At 72.6% G+C, this 13,528-nt stretch carries 16 protein-coding genes; 9 read left to right on the top strand and 7 right to left on the bottom strand.

What is annotated here, in order from left to right; translation table 11 throughout:
- Position 1: 1 nt before the first annotated feature.
- Together prfB and HMPREF0063_RS16730 are read right to left on the bottom strand one after the other, a co-directional pair.
- Positions 2-1,117, bottom strand: coding sequence for a peptide chain release factor 2 (prfB, locus tag HMPREF0063_RS02675; RefSeq protein WP_007077109.1), 1,116 nt, complete (start codon positions 1,115-1,117; stop codon positions 2-4).
- 22 nt (positions 1,118-1,139) lie between these two features.
- Positions 1,140-1,310: a DUF5302 domain-containing protein gene (locus HMPREF0063_RS16730; RefSeq protein ID WP_007077108.1), complete on the bottom strand. Its 171-nt coding sequence runs from the start codon at positions 1,308-1,310 to the stop codon at positions 1,140-1,142.
- A 165-nt stretch (positions 1,311-1,475) separates the two neighbouring features.
- Between HMPREF0063_RS16730 and HMPREF0063_RS15595 the strand changes: the two genes are divergently transcribed.
- Together HMPREF0063_RS15595 and HMPREF0063_RS02665 are read left to right on the top strand one after the other, a co-directional pair.
- A complete protein-coding gene (locus HMPREF0063_RS15595) occupies positions 1,476-3,092 on the top strand; it encodes a sigma-70 family RNA polymerase sigma factor (protein ID WP_007077107.1) in 1,617 nt (538 codons plus the stop codon).
- A 45-nt stretch (positions 3,093-3,137) separates the two neighbouring features.
- Positions 3,138-3,749, top strand: a complete 612-nt coding sequence (locus HMPREF0063_RS02665; protein ID WP_211208749.1) for a sortase domain-containing protein — start codon at positions 3,138-3,140, stop codon at positions 3,747-3,749.
- Between the two features lie 2 nt (positions 3,750-3,751).
- Here the strand turns inward: HMPREF0063_RS02665 and heR are convergent, their stop codons facing one another.
- The gene (heR, locus tag HMPREF0063_RS02660; protein ID WP_007077105.1) at positions 3,752-4,543 is read right to left on the bottom strand and encodes a heliorhodopsin HeR; all 792 of its coding nucleotides are present in this window, start codon (positions 4,541-4,543) and stop codon (positions 3,752-3,754) included.
- Between the two features lie 220 nt (positions 4,544-4,763).
- On the opposite strand from heR, the gene HMPREF0063_RS15590 reads away from it, so the two are divergent.
- The 7 genes from HMPREF0063_RS15590 (at position 4,764) to HMPREF0063_RS02620 (ending at position 9,945) form a co-directional block, all read left to right on the top strand.
- A complete protein-coding gene (locus HMPREF0063_RS15590; protein ID WP_050760890.1) occupies positions 4,764-5,360 on the top strand; it encodes a hypothetical protein in 597 nt (198 codons plus the stop codon).
- Positions 5,361-5,533: 173 nt separating this feature from the next.
- Complete coding sequence (locus HMPREF0063_RS02650) at positions 5,534-6,763, top strand: TadA family conjugal transfer-associated ATPase (protein WP_040320451.1); 1,230 nt, start codon at positions 5,534-5,536, stop codon at positions 6,761-6,763.
- Positions 6,751-7,608, top strand: a complete 858-nt coding sequence (locus HMPREF0063_RS02645) for a type II secretion system F family protein (RefSeq protein WP_007077103.1) — start codon at positions 6,751-6,753, stop codon at positions 7,606-7,608. The genes HMPREF0063_RS02650 and HMPREF0063_RS02645 overlap by 13 nt, the downstream gene beginning before the upstream one ends.
- Positions 7,605-8,516 (top strand): type II secretion system F family protein, encoded by a 912-nt coding sequence (locus HMPREF0063_RS02640; RefSeq protein WP_007077102.1) that lies wholly within the window; start codon positions 7,605-7,607, stop codon positions 8,514-8,516. The genes HMPREF0063_RS02645 and HMPREF0063_RS02640 overlap by 4 nt, the downstream gene beginning before the upstream one ends.
- A gap of 207 nt (positions 8,517-8,723) precedes the next feature.
- Positions 8,724-9,113 (top strand): TadE/TadG family type IV pilus assembly protein, encoded by a 390-nt coding sequence (locus HMPREF0063_RS02630; protein ID WP_007077100.1) that lies wholly within the window; start codon positions 8,724-8,726, stop codon positions 9,111-9,113.
- Positions 9,110-9,544, top strand: coding sequence for a hypothetical protein (locus HMPREF0063_RS02625; protein ID WP_007077099.1), 435 nt, complete (start codon positions 9,110-9,112; stop codon positions 9,542-9,544). The genes HMPREF0063_RS02630 and HMPREF0063_RS02625 overlap by 4 nt, the downstream gene beginning before the upstream one ends.
- The gene (locus tag HMPREF0063_RS02620) at positions 9,541-9,945 is read left to right on the top strand and encodes a pilus assembly protein TadG-related protein (protein WP_007077098.1); all 405 of its coding nucleotides are present in this window, start codon (positions 9,541-9,543) and stop codon (positions 9,943-9,945) included. Before HMPREF0063_RS02625 ends, HMPREF0063_RS02620 begins: the two co-directional genes overlap by 4 nt.
- 68 nt (positions 9,946-10,013) lie before the next feature.
- Here the strand turns inward: HMPREF0063_RS02620 and HMPREF0063_RS02615 are convergent, their stop codons facing one another.
- The 4 genes from HMPREF0063_RS02615 to HMPREF0063_RS02600 all read right to left on the bottom strand — a co-directional run bounded on the left by HMPREF0063_RS02615 (position 10,014) and on the right by HMPREF0063_RS02600 (position 13,441).
- Positions 10,014-10,556, bottom strand: a complete 543-nt coding sequence (locus tag HMPREF0063_RS02615) for a hypothetical protein (protein WP_007077097.1) — start codon at positions 10,554-10,556, stop codon at positions 10,014-10,016.
- A 143-nt stretch (positions 10,557-10,699) separates the two neighbouring features.
- Complete coding sequence (locus HMPREF0063_RS02610; RefSeq protein ID WP_007077096.1) at positions 10,700-11,299, bottom strand: DUF305 domain-containing protein; 600 nt, start codon at positions 11,297-11,299, stop codon at positions 10,700-10,702.
- A 55-nt stretch (positions 11,300-11,354) separates the two neighbouring features.
- Positions 11,355-11,879 (bottom strand): DUF421 domain-containing protein, encoded by a 525-nt coding sequence (locus tag HMPREF0063_RS02605; RefSeq protein ID WP_007077095.1) that lies wholly within the window; start codon positions 11,877-11,879, stop codon positions 11,355-11,357.
- A gap of 35 nt (positions 11,880-11,914) precedes the next feature.
- On the bottom strand, positions 11,915-13,441 hold the full coding sequence (locus HMPREF0063_RS02600; RefSeq protein WP_007077094.1) for an adenylate/guanylate cyclase domain-containing protein: 1,527 nt from the start codon (positions 13,439-13,441) through the stop codon (positions 11,915-11,917).
- Positions 13,442-13,528 lie beyond the last annotated feature (87 nt).

Here is a 13,528-nt window from a genome sequence, read left to right as displayed (position 1 = left end):
GTCAGACGTTCTCGACGCCCTGCTCGCGACGCCAGCGGATGCCGGCCTCGATGAAGTCGTCGATCTCGCCGTCGAGCACGCCCTGGGTGTTGCCGCTCTCGTGCTCGGTCCGCAGGTCCTTGACCATCTGGTACGGGTTGAGCACGTAGTTGCGCATCTGGTCGCCCCACGACGCCTGCACGTCGCCGCGCAGCTCGTCGAGGTGCGCGCGCTCCTCGGCCTTCTTCAGGGCGAGCAGCTTGGCCTTGAGGATCACCATGGCGCTGGCCTTGTTCTGCAGCTGGCTCTTCTCGTTCTGGCAGCTGACCACCGTGCCGGTGGGGATGTGGGTCAGACGCACGGCCGAGTCGGTCGTGTTGACGCTCTGACCGCCCGGACCGCTGGAGCGGTAGACGTCGACCCGGATCTCCTCGTCGGGCACGTCGATCTCGTCGGTCTGCTCCAGCACCGGCACGACCTCGATCGCCGCGAACGACGTCTGGCGGCGACCCTGGTTGTCGAACGGCGAGATGCGCACGAGCCGGTGGGTGCCGGACTCGACCGACAGGGTGCCGTAGGCGTACGGGGCCTTGACCGCGAACGTCGTGGACTTCAGGCCCGCCTCCTCGGCGTACGACACGTCGTAGATCTCGACGGTGTACCCGTGCCGCTCGGCCCAGCGGATGTACATGCGCTGCAGCATCAGCGCGAAGTCGGCCGCGTCGACGCCACCGGCGCCGGACCGGATCGACACCAGCGCGTCGCGCATGTCGTACTCGCCCGACAGCAGCGTGCGGACCTCCAGCGCCTCGATCGACTTGTGCACGCGCACCAGCTCGGCGGCGGCATCGGCCACGGAGGCGTCGTCGCCCTCCTCCAGCGCCATCTCGTGCAGCAGCTCCAGGTCGTCGAGCCGCTGACGCAGACCCGTGACCTTGTCGACCTCCGCCTGCAGCACCGACAGCCGGCCGGTGACGCGCTGGGCGTTGGCCTGGTCGTCCCACAGGTCCGGGGCGCCGACCTGCTCCTGCAGCTCGGCGATCTCCTTGCGCATGGCGTCCAGGTCGAGGACCTTCTCGACCGACGTCAGGGTCTGGTCGAGCGCCTTGACCTGGTCTGCGAAATCGATGGTGGCCACCCGTGGAGATTACAGGTCCGACTCAGCCGCTCTTGCGGCGGAACTCCCGTGCTCCGGTGGGGCCGTTGGCGCCGTGCGACTTCTCGCTGCCGTCGTGCTCGGCGCCCGCGGCGGAGGCGTGGTGCTTGGCGTTCTTCTTCTCCAACGCCTCGCGGAACTTGGCCTTCATGTCGGCCTTGTCGTCGGCAGTCATGCATCCTCCTGGGGTCGACCCCACCGTAGACCACCGACGTCCGGGCGAAAACTGCAAGGAATCGGCCGCCCGCGCCTCCTACCCCTGACCGAGCCGCAGGAGGAGAGGGATGACCGATGACCGTCGTGACGCCTCAGCACCCCGGTTCTCCCCTAGGATCCCGGCATGAACGCCCCGACGGACGCCGAGCTGGTCGCCGGCGTGCTCGCGGGGGACCGCGAGGCCTTCGCCGCGGTGTACGACCGCTACGGCGGCAAGCTCTACGACTTCGCGTACGCGATGATGCGCAGCCGCGAGGAGGCCGAGGACTCCGTCGCGGACTCCTTCGTCATCCTGGCCGAACGGCTCACCCAGCTGCGCGACCCGGACCGGCTGCGGCCGTGGCTGTACGCCGTGGTGCGCAGCGAGTGCCTGCGGCGGTTGAAGGCACGCAAGCGGGTCGTGTACGACGGCGAGGACCAGCTGGTCGCCATGGCTGACGACGCGAGGACGCCCGAGGACGAGGCGCAGGCGACCGCCCTGCGTGAGCTGGTGTGGGACGCCGCGGCCGGGTTGGCCGACCGTGACCGGGCCCTGCTCGACCTGCACCTGCGGCAGGGGCTGGAGGGCGCGGAGCTCGGTGAGGCGATGGGGGTGACCGCCGCCAACGCGTACGTGATGCTCAGCCGCCTGCGCACCCAGGTCGACCGGTCGCTCGGTGCGTTGCTCATCGCGCGGCTCGGGCGGGACGACTGCGACGAGCTCGACGACCTGCTGGCCGATTGGGACGGCAGCTTCTCGCCGCTGATCCGCAAGCGCGTCGCCCGGCACGTCGACGGGTGCGACGTCTGCTCCGAACGGCGCAAGGTCATCGTCAGTCCGTGGGCGCTGCTGGCGGCGGTGCCGGTGTTCACCGTGCCGCTGGGTCTGCGGGACCGCGTCATGGCGGAGACCACCCTGGTCGCCATGGGCGCGCCCGGCAGCGGCGGTGCGGCCGGCGCCCCGGCCACAGGTCTGCTGCGGAGCACCGCGTTCCGGGTCGCTGCGGCCGTCCTCGCGGTGGTGGCCGTCGTGGCGACGGTGCTGCTGTGGCCCGGCGGAGCCGACGACGACGTGCCCGCACCCTCCCCCGCGACCGCCACCACCGAGCCGGCCGAGGCGACCCCGTCCCCCACCGACCCGGCGACCACGGAACCCCCGGCAGAGGTGGTCGTCACGGCGGGCACCCTGACGCTGTCGACCCGCACGATCGACCTCGGGGCGACGGCGGGGTCGGCTCCACTGCGGCTCACCAACACCGGGGGCGAGGCGGTGTCGTACCGGATCACCTCGGGGGCGGCGTGGCTCACGGTGTCGCCGCCTGCCGGCACCCTGGACCCCGGCCGCCGAGCGGACGTCGAGGTCCGCGCCGGTCGGGGCGGCCTCGCCGAGGGCCCGACGAGCGGCACCCTGACGGTGACGTGGGACGGAGGCAGCGCCACGGTGACGGTGCGGGTCGGGGTCGAGCGCCCGCCCACGGTCGGCGCGCCGGGCATCACGGACCCCAATGCGTCCTGCGCAGACGTCCCGGTGTCGGTCGGGGTGTCCGACGAGTCCGGTCTGACGTCGGTCGTGCTCAGCTGGAGCGGACCCGGCGGATCGGGGAGCTCGGCCATGTCGGCGTCCGGCGGCTCGTACTCCACCACCATGGGCCCGTTCGCGAGCGGCGGCCCGGTCACGATGCAGGTCACCGCCACCGACACCCGCGGCAATGTCGCGACGGGGCCGGCGACCACCTCGAACGTGAATCCCTGCCCCGGGTGATCCCGCAATAGTTGTCAGGTCACGCGGGTCCGGATCCTCCTACTGGTGACAGCACCCCACCCGGAGGTCCCGATGCACCACACCCTCGCGCGCGCCGCGACGTCACTGGCCCTGGCGGTCGCGCTGGCCGTCCCGGCCGGTTGCGCCACCTCCCCCGCCCCCGCGGCACCCGAGCGGCCGATGCCGACGTTCGCGGCACCGTCGCTGCCGCCGGTGCCGGGCGAGGTGGGCGAGCCGACCCGCCTGCGCATCCCGGCCATCGGCGTCGACGAGTCGCTCTCCGGCGTCGGGCTCAAGGCCGACGGCGCCATGCAGACGCCGGACTTCGGCGCGGCGGGCTGGTACGGCCTGGGCCCGCGCCCGGGTGCTCCCGGACCGGCCGTGGTGCTGGCGCACGTGCACGGGCCCGACGGACCCGACGTGTTCTTCCGGCTGCACGAGCTGGCACCCGGCGACCCGGTGACCGTCCACCGCACCGACGGCGTGTCCACGTTCGTGGTGGAGTCGGTCGAGCAGGTCCGCAAGGAGCAGCTGCCGTACGACCGGATCTGGGGCGACACCCCGGAGCCGCTGCTGCGGCTGATCACCTGCGGAGGAACGCCGACCCCCGGCGCCGGCTACCCCGACAACACGATCGTCTACCTGCGTCTGGCCTGACGTCAGCCGGCGATCGAACCGACGAAGATCTGCCAGGCCAACGCCGACTTGGCGCCCAGGCTCAGCACCAGGTACGCCTTCTCGCCGAACGCGTAGCTGCGCCACGGCCCGATCTCGCGGTACTGCAGGTACTGGTTGACGGCGAACGACATGAAGAACACGAACAGCGACACGAAGATCCCGTACACGAAACCGGGCACCGTGTCGGCGCCGACGATGTTGTAGGTGATGACGATCCACGGCACGGCGCCGGCGACACAGCCGAACCAGAACGGCAGCATGGTCGTGACGCTCCGACCGGGCGGGTTCATCTGTTCCTGCAGCCACCCGAACAGGATCATGGCCACGTTGGCGCCGGCGATCGCGATGACCGCGTTCATCTGGGTGATGCCGGCGTACAGCGCGATGAGCAGGATCATGATCGTCGCGCTGACGGAGTACTCCACCCACCGGAACCGGTTGATGCCCGCCCGGAGCCCCGCCTCATAACGGCCGCGCATCACGGTGGAGGTCAGGCCGTGGTCGAGCGCCGCCAGGGCGAGGAACACCGCGATCGCGACGCTGATGCGCACGTCCACGAGGTCCGTCGGCGCGGGGATGCGCGTGCCGGGAGGCCCCTCGGGGAACGAGGTCGACAAGGTGATCGCGAAGTCCGATGCGAGGACCAGCACCGCGACCGCCTGGACGGCGTGCAGCACGGTCAGCGCCCAGTTCCACCGTTTCAGACCCAGCAGACGGGTGTCGTCCACCCCGGTGGCGTGGCTGTCGGGCGCGGGAGATGCGTGGGTAGCCATGTCTCCCACCTTGCCATCGCCGCCCGGATCCGCACCTCCCCACCGGGGCGGTGGATTCGCGACCGAATGACCGGGGCGGTGCCCAACGGTCCGAATGACGCCCCATTCGGTCGCATGTCCACCGCCGGACGGGAGAAGTGAGGAGGAAAGTTGTCAGGTTCTGGCCGGTCGGATGCTCCTACCCCTGAAGCACCCACCCACACCGACCCAGGAGAACACCATGAACAGCACCCTCACCCGCATCGTCATCGCCGCCCCGCTGGCGGCCGCGGCCTTCGCGCTGACGACCGTCCCCGCGACCGCCGGCCCCGGCATCGACCCGGGCATCAAGATCGTCCAGCCCGGCCCCGTCGACCCCGACCCCCAGCCGCAGCCCGGCCCCGTCGTGATCGGGGTCCCCGAGCCCGGCCCGGTCGGCCCGCAGGGCCCCGGAGACGTGAAGGCGCCGGTCCCCGGGCCGGTCGATCCCGACCCGAAGCCGCAGGGTCCCGGCGACATCAAGGCCCCCCAGCCCGGCCCGGCCGACCCCAAGCCTCAGGGCCCCGGAGACCTCACGGCCCCGGCGCCGTGCCCCACGCACGGCGCGGACTGCGGCGGCGACGAGCCGGTCGACGAGCCCGGCGACAGCAGCACCGGCGACGACACCACCGGTGACCCCACGTCGACGTCGGCCGACCGCGAGTTCGCCACCCCGACGCGGATCGATGCCGGCACCCCGGCCGCCGACGACGACCTCACCTGGATGCTGCTGGGCGGTTCGCTGGTCGCACTGAGCGGTGCCGCGGTCGCCGCCCGCACCCTGGCCCGGCGCGGCTGACCGCCGGCCGTCCGCTCCCCTGACCGGACCGCCCCCACACCCACCCGGGTGTGGGGGCGGTCCGGCGTCGTCCACCGGTTGGGATGCAGGGGCTTCCCTGATCCGGCTCGCTCTGCCACGATGCTCACACTTCTTCTGTCGGGGGACGGGGGGCCCAGAAGATGGTCGACGCCATGGCGCCGGAACTGGTCGCGCGCGTGCGTCAGGTCGTGCGCGACCGACGCATCGACCCGCGGGCCGACGCGGGCGCCGTCCGCCGCGCCGCCCTCGACGTGGTGGCCGAGCACGAGCAGCTCAGCCTCACCGGTCAGGTGCGGTCGCTGGCCGAGCCCGAGCTGATGGTCGGTCGCATCGTGGCCGACATCGCCGGGTTCGGCGACCTGCAGCCGTACCTCGACGACCCGGACGTCGAGGAGATCTGGATCAACGCCCCCGACCGGGTCTTCGTGGCACGCCACGGTCGGCACGAGCTCACCAGCGTCATCCTGACCGCGCAGGGCGTCCGCGAGCTCGTCGAGCGGATGCTGTCGAGCTCGGGCCGCCGGCTCGACGTGTCGACGCCGTTCGTCGACGCGATGCTGCCGGGCGGGCACCGGCTGCACGTGGTGCTCGACGGCATCAGTCGGGGCTTCACCGCCGTCAACGTCCGGAAGTTCGTAGCCCGTGCGCACCGACTCGACGACCTCGTCCCGCTCGGCACCCTCGACCAGCAGGCCGCGGACTTCCTCGCCGCCAGCGTCCTCGCGGGTCTCAACATCGTCGTGTCCGGCGGCACCCAGGCCGGCAAGACGACCCTGCTGAACTGTCTCGCGGCCGCCATCCCCGGCAGCCAGAGGCTGGTGTCGGTCGAAGAGGTCTTCGAGCTCCAGACGGGCCACCCGGACTGGGTCGCGCTGCAGACCCGCCAGGCCGGTCTCGAGGGCACCGGCGAGGTCGACCTGCGAGCGCTGGTCAAGGAGTCGCTGCGGATGCGACCCAGCCGGATCATCGTCGGCGAGGTACGCGCCGCGGAGTGCCTCGACCTGCTGCTGGCGTTCAACGCGGGCCTGCCCGGGATGGCGTCCATCCACGCGAGCTCCGCCAAGCAGGCTCTCGTGAAGATGTGCACCCTGCCGTTGCTGGCCGGGGACAACATCGGCTCCCGGTTCGTCGTCCCGACCGTCGCCACCTCGGTCGACCTGGTCGTCCACACCGCTCTGGGGGCCGACGGTCGACGTGCCGTCCGCGAGATCGTGGCCGTCACCGGTCGGGTCGAGAACGACATCATCGAGACCGAACCGGTGTTCGTCCGGCGCGAGGGGCGACTGGAGCGCGCCCACGGGCGGCCCGCCCGCCGTGAAGCCTTCGAGCGGGTGGGGCTGGACCTCGACCGACTGCTGGAGGCGATGTCGTGGGCGCCCTGATCGGACTGTTCTTCGGCTGGGGCCTGCTGCTGGTCGCCTGGGCCTGGACGTCACCTCCGCCCCGGCGGCGCGCGACGCGTCCGACCGGAGGACGTCTCGCTGCACTCCTCACCCGCGCGGGCGCCACGGGCGTCCCGCCGCGGGCCGTCGTCGGTCTGTGTGTCGCGCTCGGGTCGGTCGTGTTCGTCGCCGTGACCGCGGCGACGGGCGTCCCGGTCATCGGTCTGGTCTTCGCCTCGATGGCGGCCGCAGCTCCGGTGGCCGTGCTCCGCGGCCGGGCCGCACGACGACTGCGCGACCACGCCGCATCGTGGCCGGACGCGGTCGACAACCTCGCCTCCGCCGTCCGCGCCGGCATGTCGCTCCCCGAGGCGGTGATGCAGGTGGGCGAGCGTGGACCCGAGGTCCTGCGCGCCGACTTCGTGGCCTTCGGACGCGACTACCGCGCCACCGGACGGTTCGAGGAGGCGCTCGACCTGTTGAAGATCCGGCTCGCCGACCCGGTCGGCGACCGTGTGGTGGAGTCGCTGCGCCTGGCCCGCGACGTCGGAGGCGGAGACCTCGGTCGGATGCTCCGCGCCCTCTCGGCCTACCTGCGCGACGACCTGCGCACGCGTGGCGAGCTGGAGTCCCGTCAGTCCTGGACCGTCAACGGCGCCCGGCTGGCCGTCGCCGCGCCGTGGCTGGTCCTGGCGAGCATGAGCCTCCAGCCCGACGTCATCGCCCGGTTCGGGTCGCCGACCGGCACACTCATCCTCGTGGTCGGGGCGGCCACCTGCCTCGGCGCCTACCGTGCGATGACGTGGATCGGACGGCTGCCGACCGAGCGCCGGGTCCTGGCATGAACGGCGCCGTGCTCGGGCTGCTCTGGGGTGCAGGCCTCTGCCTGGTGGCCGCCGGCTGGGTCCGGTCGCGCCGACCCTCCCTGCACGACCGGGTCGCTCCCTACGTGAGGGACGTCCACCCCGTCCTGGCTGCGGGGCCGCCGGTCGGTGCCGTCCGAGCCGTCTTCGGCCCCGGCCTCACCTCGGTGGCGTCCCGACTCGGCGAGCTGGTCGGCAGCAGCGAGAGCGTGCAGCGACGGCTGGACCGTGCGAGCGGGGGTGGCACCCTCGACGAGTTCCGGTTCCGGCAGCTGGTGTGGACCGCCGGCACCCTCGCCGCCGCCGGCTCCCTGTCCGGTCTGGTCTGGTGGGAACGTCGCAGCGGCGCCGTCGCCCTCCTGGCGTTCAGCCTCATCGCGGCAATCGGTGGAGCGCTGGTCTGCGACCAGCGGCTCTCGGCCGAGGTCCGGCGTCGTGAGCAGGCGATGACCGAGGAGTTCCCCGCCGTCGCCGACCTCCTCGCTCTCGCCGTGGCGGCGGGCGAGAGCCCCACGGCAGCCCTGCAGCGGGTCGTGGCCCGGGCCCACGGCGAGCTGGCGGACGAGCTCGGGCGGGTCCTCGCCGAGGTCCGGACCGGCTCGACCATTGTGCAGGCCTTCGACCGGCTGGCCGCACGCACCGGGGTCACGAGCATCGCCCGCTTCGCCGAGGGTCTGGCCGTCGCGGTCGACCGGGGCACACCCGTGGTCGACGTCCTGCACGCCCAGACCGCCGACGTCCGTGAGGCGGCGAGGCGCCATCTGATGGAGACCGGCGGTCGGCGCGAGGTCCTCATGATGGTCCCGGTCGTCTTCGCCATCCTTCCCGTCACCGTCGTCTTCGCCTTCTACCCCGGACTCGTGGGGCTCCACCTCACCTCGGGATCGTGAAAGGAACTGCCATGTCCCTGCCCCTGCTCCACCCCCTCGATCGAATCGACCGCCGAGGTCGGCCACGGGACGATCGGGGGGACGTCCCCGGCTGGGTCATGATCACCGTCATGAGTGCCGGCATCGTCGCCGCGCTCACGGCCGTGGCGGGCCCCCAGCTGGCCAGCATGCTGCGACAGGCACTCTCCGCGGTCGGCGGCTGACCCGATGGCCGGGTCGGAGCGGGCGGAGGCCGGGTCCGCCGTCGTGGACTTCGTCCTGGTCACGCTGCTGCTGGTGCCGCTCGTGCTCGGCATCGCCCAGGTGGGCCTGGTGCTGCACGTCCGCAACACCGCCACGGCGGCTGCCGCCGAGGGCGCTCGGGCGGCGGCGCCGCTCGGATCCACCCCCGAGATCGGGGCCGAGCGCACCCGCCAGATGATTCGAGCGACCCTGGCCGACCGCTACGCCGACGACGTCACAGCGTCGACCACCGTGCGCAGCGGCATCCCGGCCACCGAGGTGGTCGTCCGGACCCGGGTGCCGGCCCTCGGGCTGTTCGGACCGACCGTTCCCCTCACCGTGCGGGGCCACGCCGTCCGCGAGGTGGCGCCGTGATCGCCGCCCGCCGGGAGCGCGGCTCGGCCACCATCGAGTTCATCTGGCTCACCCTGCTGCTGCTCGTGCCCCTCGTCTACGTGATGGTCGCGGTGTTCGACACCCAGCGGGCCGCCTACGGGGTGTCGGCGGCCAGCCAGTCCGCTGCGCAGGCCTTCGTCCGGTCTCCCGACGTCGTGACCGCCGAGCGGCGCGCGCGGACGGCCGCACAGCTGGCCCTGGACGACCACGGGCTCCCTGCGGCGACCGTCACCATCGCCTGCCTGCCGTCGACGGCCGACTGTCTGGCCCCGGGCTCGAAGGTGCGGGTGCTGGTGCGCACGACCCAGCCCCTGCCGCTGACGCCGGCGGTCCTGGGCGACCAGGTGGGCGCGATCACCGTCGACAGCACGCACACCGAGACCTACGGCACCTACCGGGAGGGGCGGTGAGACGTGAGGACGGCCAGATCACCGTCCTGACGGTGGGCTTCTTCCTGGTGCTCGGACTGCTGATGACGGTCGTCGTGAACGCCTCGGCCGCCTTCCTGGAGCGCCAGCGTCTGAACGCCCTGGCCGACGGGGCCGCGCTGGCCGCGGCCGACGGACTCGACAGCGCGGCGTTCTACGGCAGCGGCATCGTGCGGGTCGACCCGGCCGCGGCGCGACGCAACGCGCTCGACCACGTCGCCGCCAGCGGCACGCCACCCGAGGTGGTCCGGGTGACGACCGACGCCGACACGGTCACGGTCCGCCTCGAGCACACGGTCGACCTCGCCCTTGCCCCGCCGGGGTTCCCGCAGACCACGACCATCGTCAGCGAGGCGACGTCGCAGCTGCGGCCGTCGCCCTGAGCACACACGCGGCCCGCCCCCACGTCCGGCTGGACGTGGGGGCGGGCCGCCCCGAGAGGGCGTGGGGGTCAGCCGACGCGGCGGTGCAGGGCCCGGCCGGCCACGGCTCCACCGCCGAGGGCGACCACGGTGCCGCCGACCAGCAGCCAGGTGAGGCTGTCGTCCCCGGTGTCGGCACCGAGGGCGCCGGCATCGATCCGGGTCGGCTTCGGGATCTCCGTGCCGGTCGAGGAGTCCGGAGTGTCCTCGGGGGTCTCGGGGGTCTCCTCGGGCTCGTCGCAAGCGGCGCCGGGCGTCGTGCAGCCCGGGTTGCTGGTCAGGTCGTCCGGACCCTGCGGCTTCGGGTCGTCCGGGCCGGGGATCGGAGCGGTCAGGTCGCCGGGGCCCTGCGGCTGCGGCTGGGGGTGCGGGTCGACCGGGCCCGGCTGGGGCTGCGCGATGTCGCCGGGGCCCTGCGGCTGCGGCTGGGGGTCCGGGTCGACCGGGCCGGGCTGGACGATCGAGAAGCCCGGGTCGATGCCGGGTCCGGCGGTCGCGGCCACGGTGGACGCGGCGAACGCGGCGGTGGCCAGCGGGGCGGCCAGGACGAGGCGGGTGAGGGTGCGGTTCATGGTGATCTCCTGTGTCGGTGCGGGTGGGTGGTTCTCGGTGCTCACGGGTAGGAGCACCGGACCGGGCCGGACCTGACACTTTTTCGGGAGACTTTTTCCGGAGACCTTTTCCCGGGCTCTTGCGGCGAGACCTGGCGGCCCGCTCAGCGGTCGGGGACCCAGGCGCCCGGCCACCACCCGGAGCCCGCGGGCGTGCCGGCGAAGTCCGGCACCGGCCGCTGCTCGGCCTCCGCCTCGCTGGTGGCGGGACCGTTCTCGGCGATGTCGTCGAGCAACCACTCCATCTCCGCGATCTCCTCGACCTGGGTCGCGCTGATCCCGGCCGCCAGCTCCTGCACCCGCAGGTCCTCCAGACCGGCCCGCTCGCTGGTGAGGATCGCGATCGAGTGGTGCGGGATCATCCCCCGCAGGTAGGCGCCGTCCTCCACGAGCACCTGGCTCTGCGACAGCGCCAGCGCCCCGGAGCCCACCACCAGGGCACCGGCGACGATCGCGACATTGACCCGCACGCGGCGGTACATGGTGCCCCACATGAACCCGAGCATGATGATCGCCATCGCCGAGCCCATCAGCAGCGCCATGTAGACGCGCTCCTCGCTCACGTGGGAGTGCCCGAGGTCGAACACGTTCGTGTAGGTCAGGCCGAACATGACCAGTGTCGAGGTCGTGATCATGCCGGCGAACCGCCCGTACATGGCCATGTCGTCGTGACCTGTTCCCTGCTCGCTCGCCGCGTCCGCCATGGTTCCTCCTCTGCGATGGACTCGTTCGAGGACGGCGTACCCGGCCGGCGCGGGCCTACACGGGGTCGGTCCGCCGGCCGGGGACGTCATCCAGGGCCGAGAGGTCCCCGGCCGCCGACCTGGGCACGACGCTCATCGACCCGTCGGTCTCCAGCACGACTGCGGCGACGGCCGTCAGGTCACCCTGCCCGCTGCTGCGCACGGCCTGGCGGATCTCGGCGGGGGCGATCCGGGCCCGACGGGCGGCGGCCTCGTCCAGCCGGCCGTCGCGCAGCAGGACCGTCGGCGGCGACGTGAGCACGTGGTGACCGCCGGGCAGCCATGCCGACAGGGCTGCCACCACGAACTGCAGACCGATCAGCAGCGCCAGCGCGACCACCCCCTCGGCCCACGCCACGTCGCTGGTCAGCAGCACCGTCGCCAGCGTCGACCCGAGCGCCACCGTGGCGACCAGGTCGAAGGCGTTGAGCTTGGCCAGGGTGCGCTTGCCCGAGATGCGCAGCAGCACCAGCAGGCTCGCGTAGGTGGCCGTGCCCACCAGGAGCACCCGCACGATCTGGGACCACGCATCGAACCACATGCAGGGGACGTACCCCGCCCGGCCGGCCTGACGCGTCAGTCCCGGGGGGTGGCGACCGGCGTGGGGGTGGAGCGACCGCGGGCCACGAACGGCTCGAGCTGCTCCCAGTGCTGCGCCTCGTCGCCCGCGGCGTCGAGCAGCGAGGCACGGGCGACGACCTTGCGCGTCGTCGACTTCGCGTGGTCCATCAGGCGCGCCGCCTCGTTGACCGGGTCGCCGATGACCGTGTACTCGTAGCGTTCGGCCGCCCCGACGTTGCCGGCCACGGCCGTGCCGGCCGACACCCCGATGCCGGCGGTCAGGCCGGTGACCTCCGCCGCGAGCCGCTCCCCCAGCACCCGGGCCGCGCGCAGCACCTTGGCCTCGAGGTCGGCGACCTCCACCGGCGCGTTCCAGATGGCCAGCGCCGCGTCGCCCTCGAACTTGTTGATCCAGCCGTCGTGGTCGTGCACCACCTCGATGACCACGCTGAAGAACTGGTTCAGCAACGACACGACCTCGTCCGGCGGCCGCTCGGTGGCCAGGGTGGTGGATCCGATGACGTCGACGAACAGCACGGCGACGTGACGGGTCTCGCCACCCAGCTCGACCCCGCCGCCCAGAGCGGCCCGAGCGACGTCGTCGCCGACGTGACGACCGAACAGGTCACGGATCTGTTCACGCTCCCGCAGGCCCGTGACCATCTCGTTGAAGCCGGCCTGCAGCATGCCGATCTCGGTGCCGTCGTCGATGTCGACGACGACGTCCAGGTCGCCACCCTCGACCCGGGCGAGAGCCTTGCGCATCTGGCGGATCGGGTCGGAGCTGGCCTTGGCCGCGGCCAGGGTCGTGAGGCCACCGACGGTGAACCCGATGCCCCCCACGACCACCATCGTGACGGCCAGCTGGGTGACCGTCACGTTCTCCTGGCGCACCAGCGAGACGATCCCGAGGATCGTCAGCCCCGCCACGGACACCCCAGTGCCCAGCACCCAGGCGAACATCGTCCGGCCGGCCACCGAGCGCACCCGCATGCCGTCGGGCACCCCCGAGGCGAGCGCCCGCCGCGCCAACGGCCGCAGAACCCGCTCGGCCACCAGGTACGCGATCGACGACACGGTGACGCCGGCCAGGCTGACCACCTGCACGACGGTGATCCCGAGCTGGATGGAGGTGAGGGCGTTGAACGCCGAGAAGAACAGCGCCGCGCCGATCCAGAGCGCAGCGTGCAGGAAGAACATCCGACGCGGCACGTTCAGGAGGGTCCGCTGCTCGGCCGGCGTCGGTTCGCGCTCGTCCCGGACCCACCGCACGGCCGGGCCGAGGATCCGGATCCCGCGGAGCACACCGATGACCACCAGGACCGGCACGACCAGTGCCGTCAGCACCAGGTTCTCCAGCGCCAGCTCCTCGTCCTCGGGGATCGGCAGCGGCACGACGAAGGCCGCCACCGCGTACACGATGACGGCGCCGAGGACGCTGGTCATGACCAGGCCGAAGAACATCACGACCCGCATCCGCCACACGATCGACATGCGGCGGACGTACCGCTGGATGCGGGAGCGCCGGCTGCGGGAAGTCACGGGACATGTCTATCGTCCGCGGCGACCCCGTAGGGCATGAACCGCCGAGGTGTAACCCCGCGGTCGGTCGGCTCGTTGTGACCTGCG

The sequence above is a fragment of the Aeromicrobium marinum DSM 15272 genome (assembly GCF_000160775.2).
Lineage (GTDB): Bacteria > Actinomycetota > Actinomycetes > Propionibacteriales > Nocardioidaceae > Aeromicrobium > Aeromicrobium marinum.
This window is presented reverse-complemented; position numbering and strand designations above follow the sequence as displayed.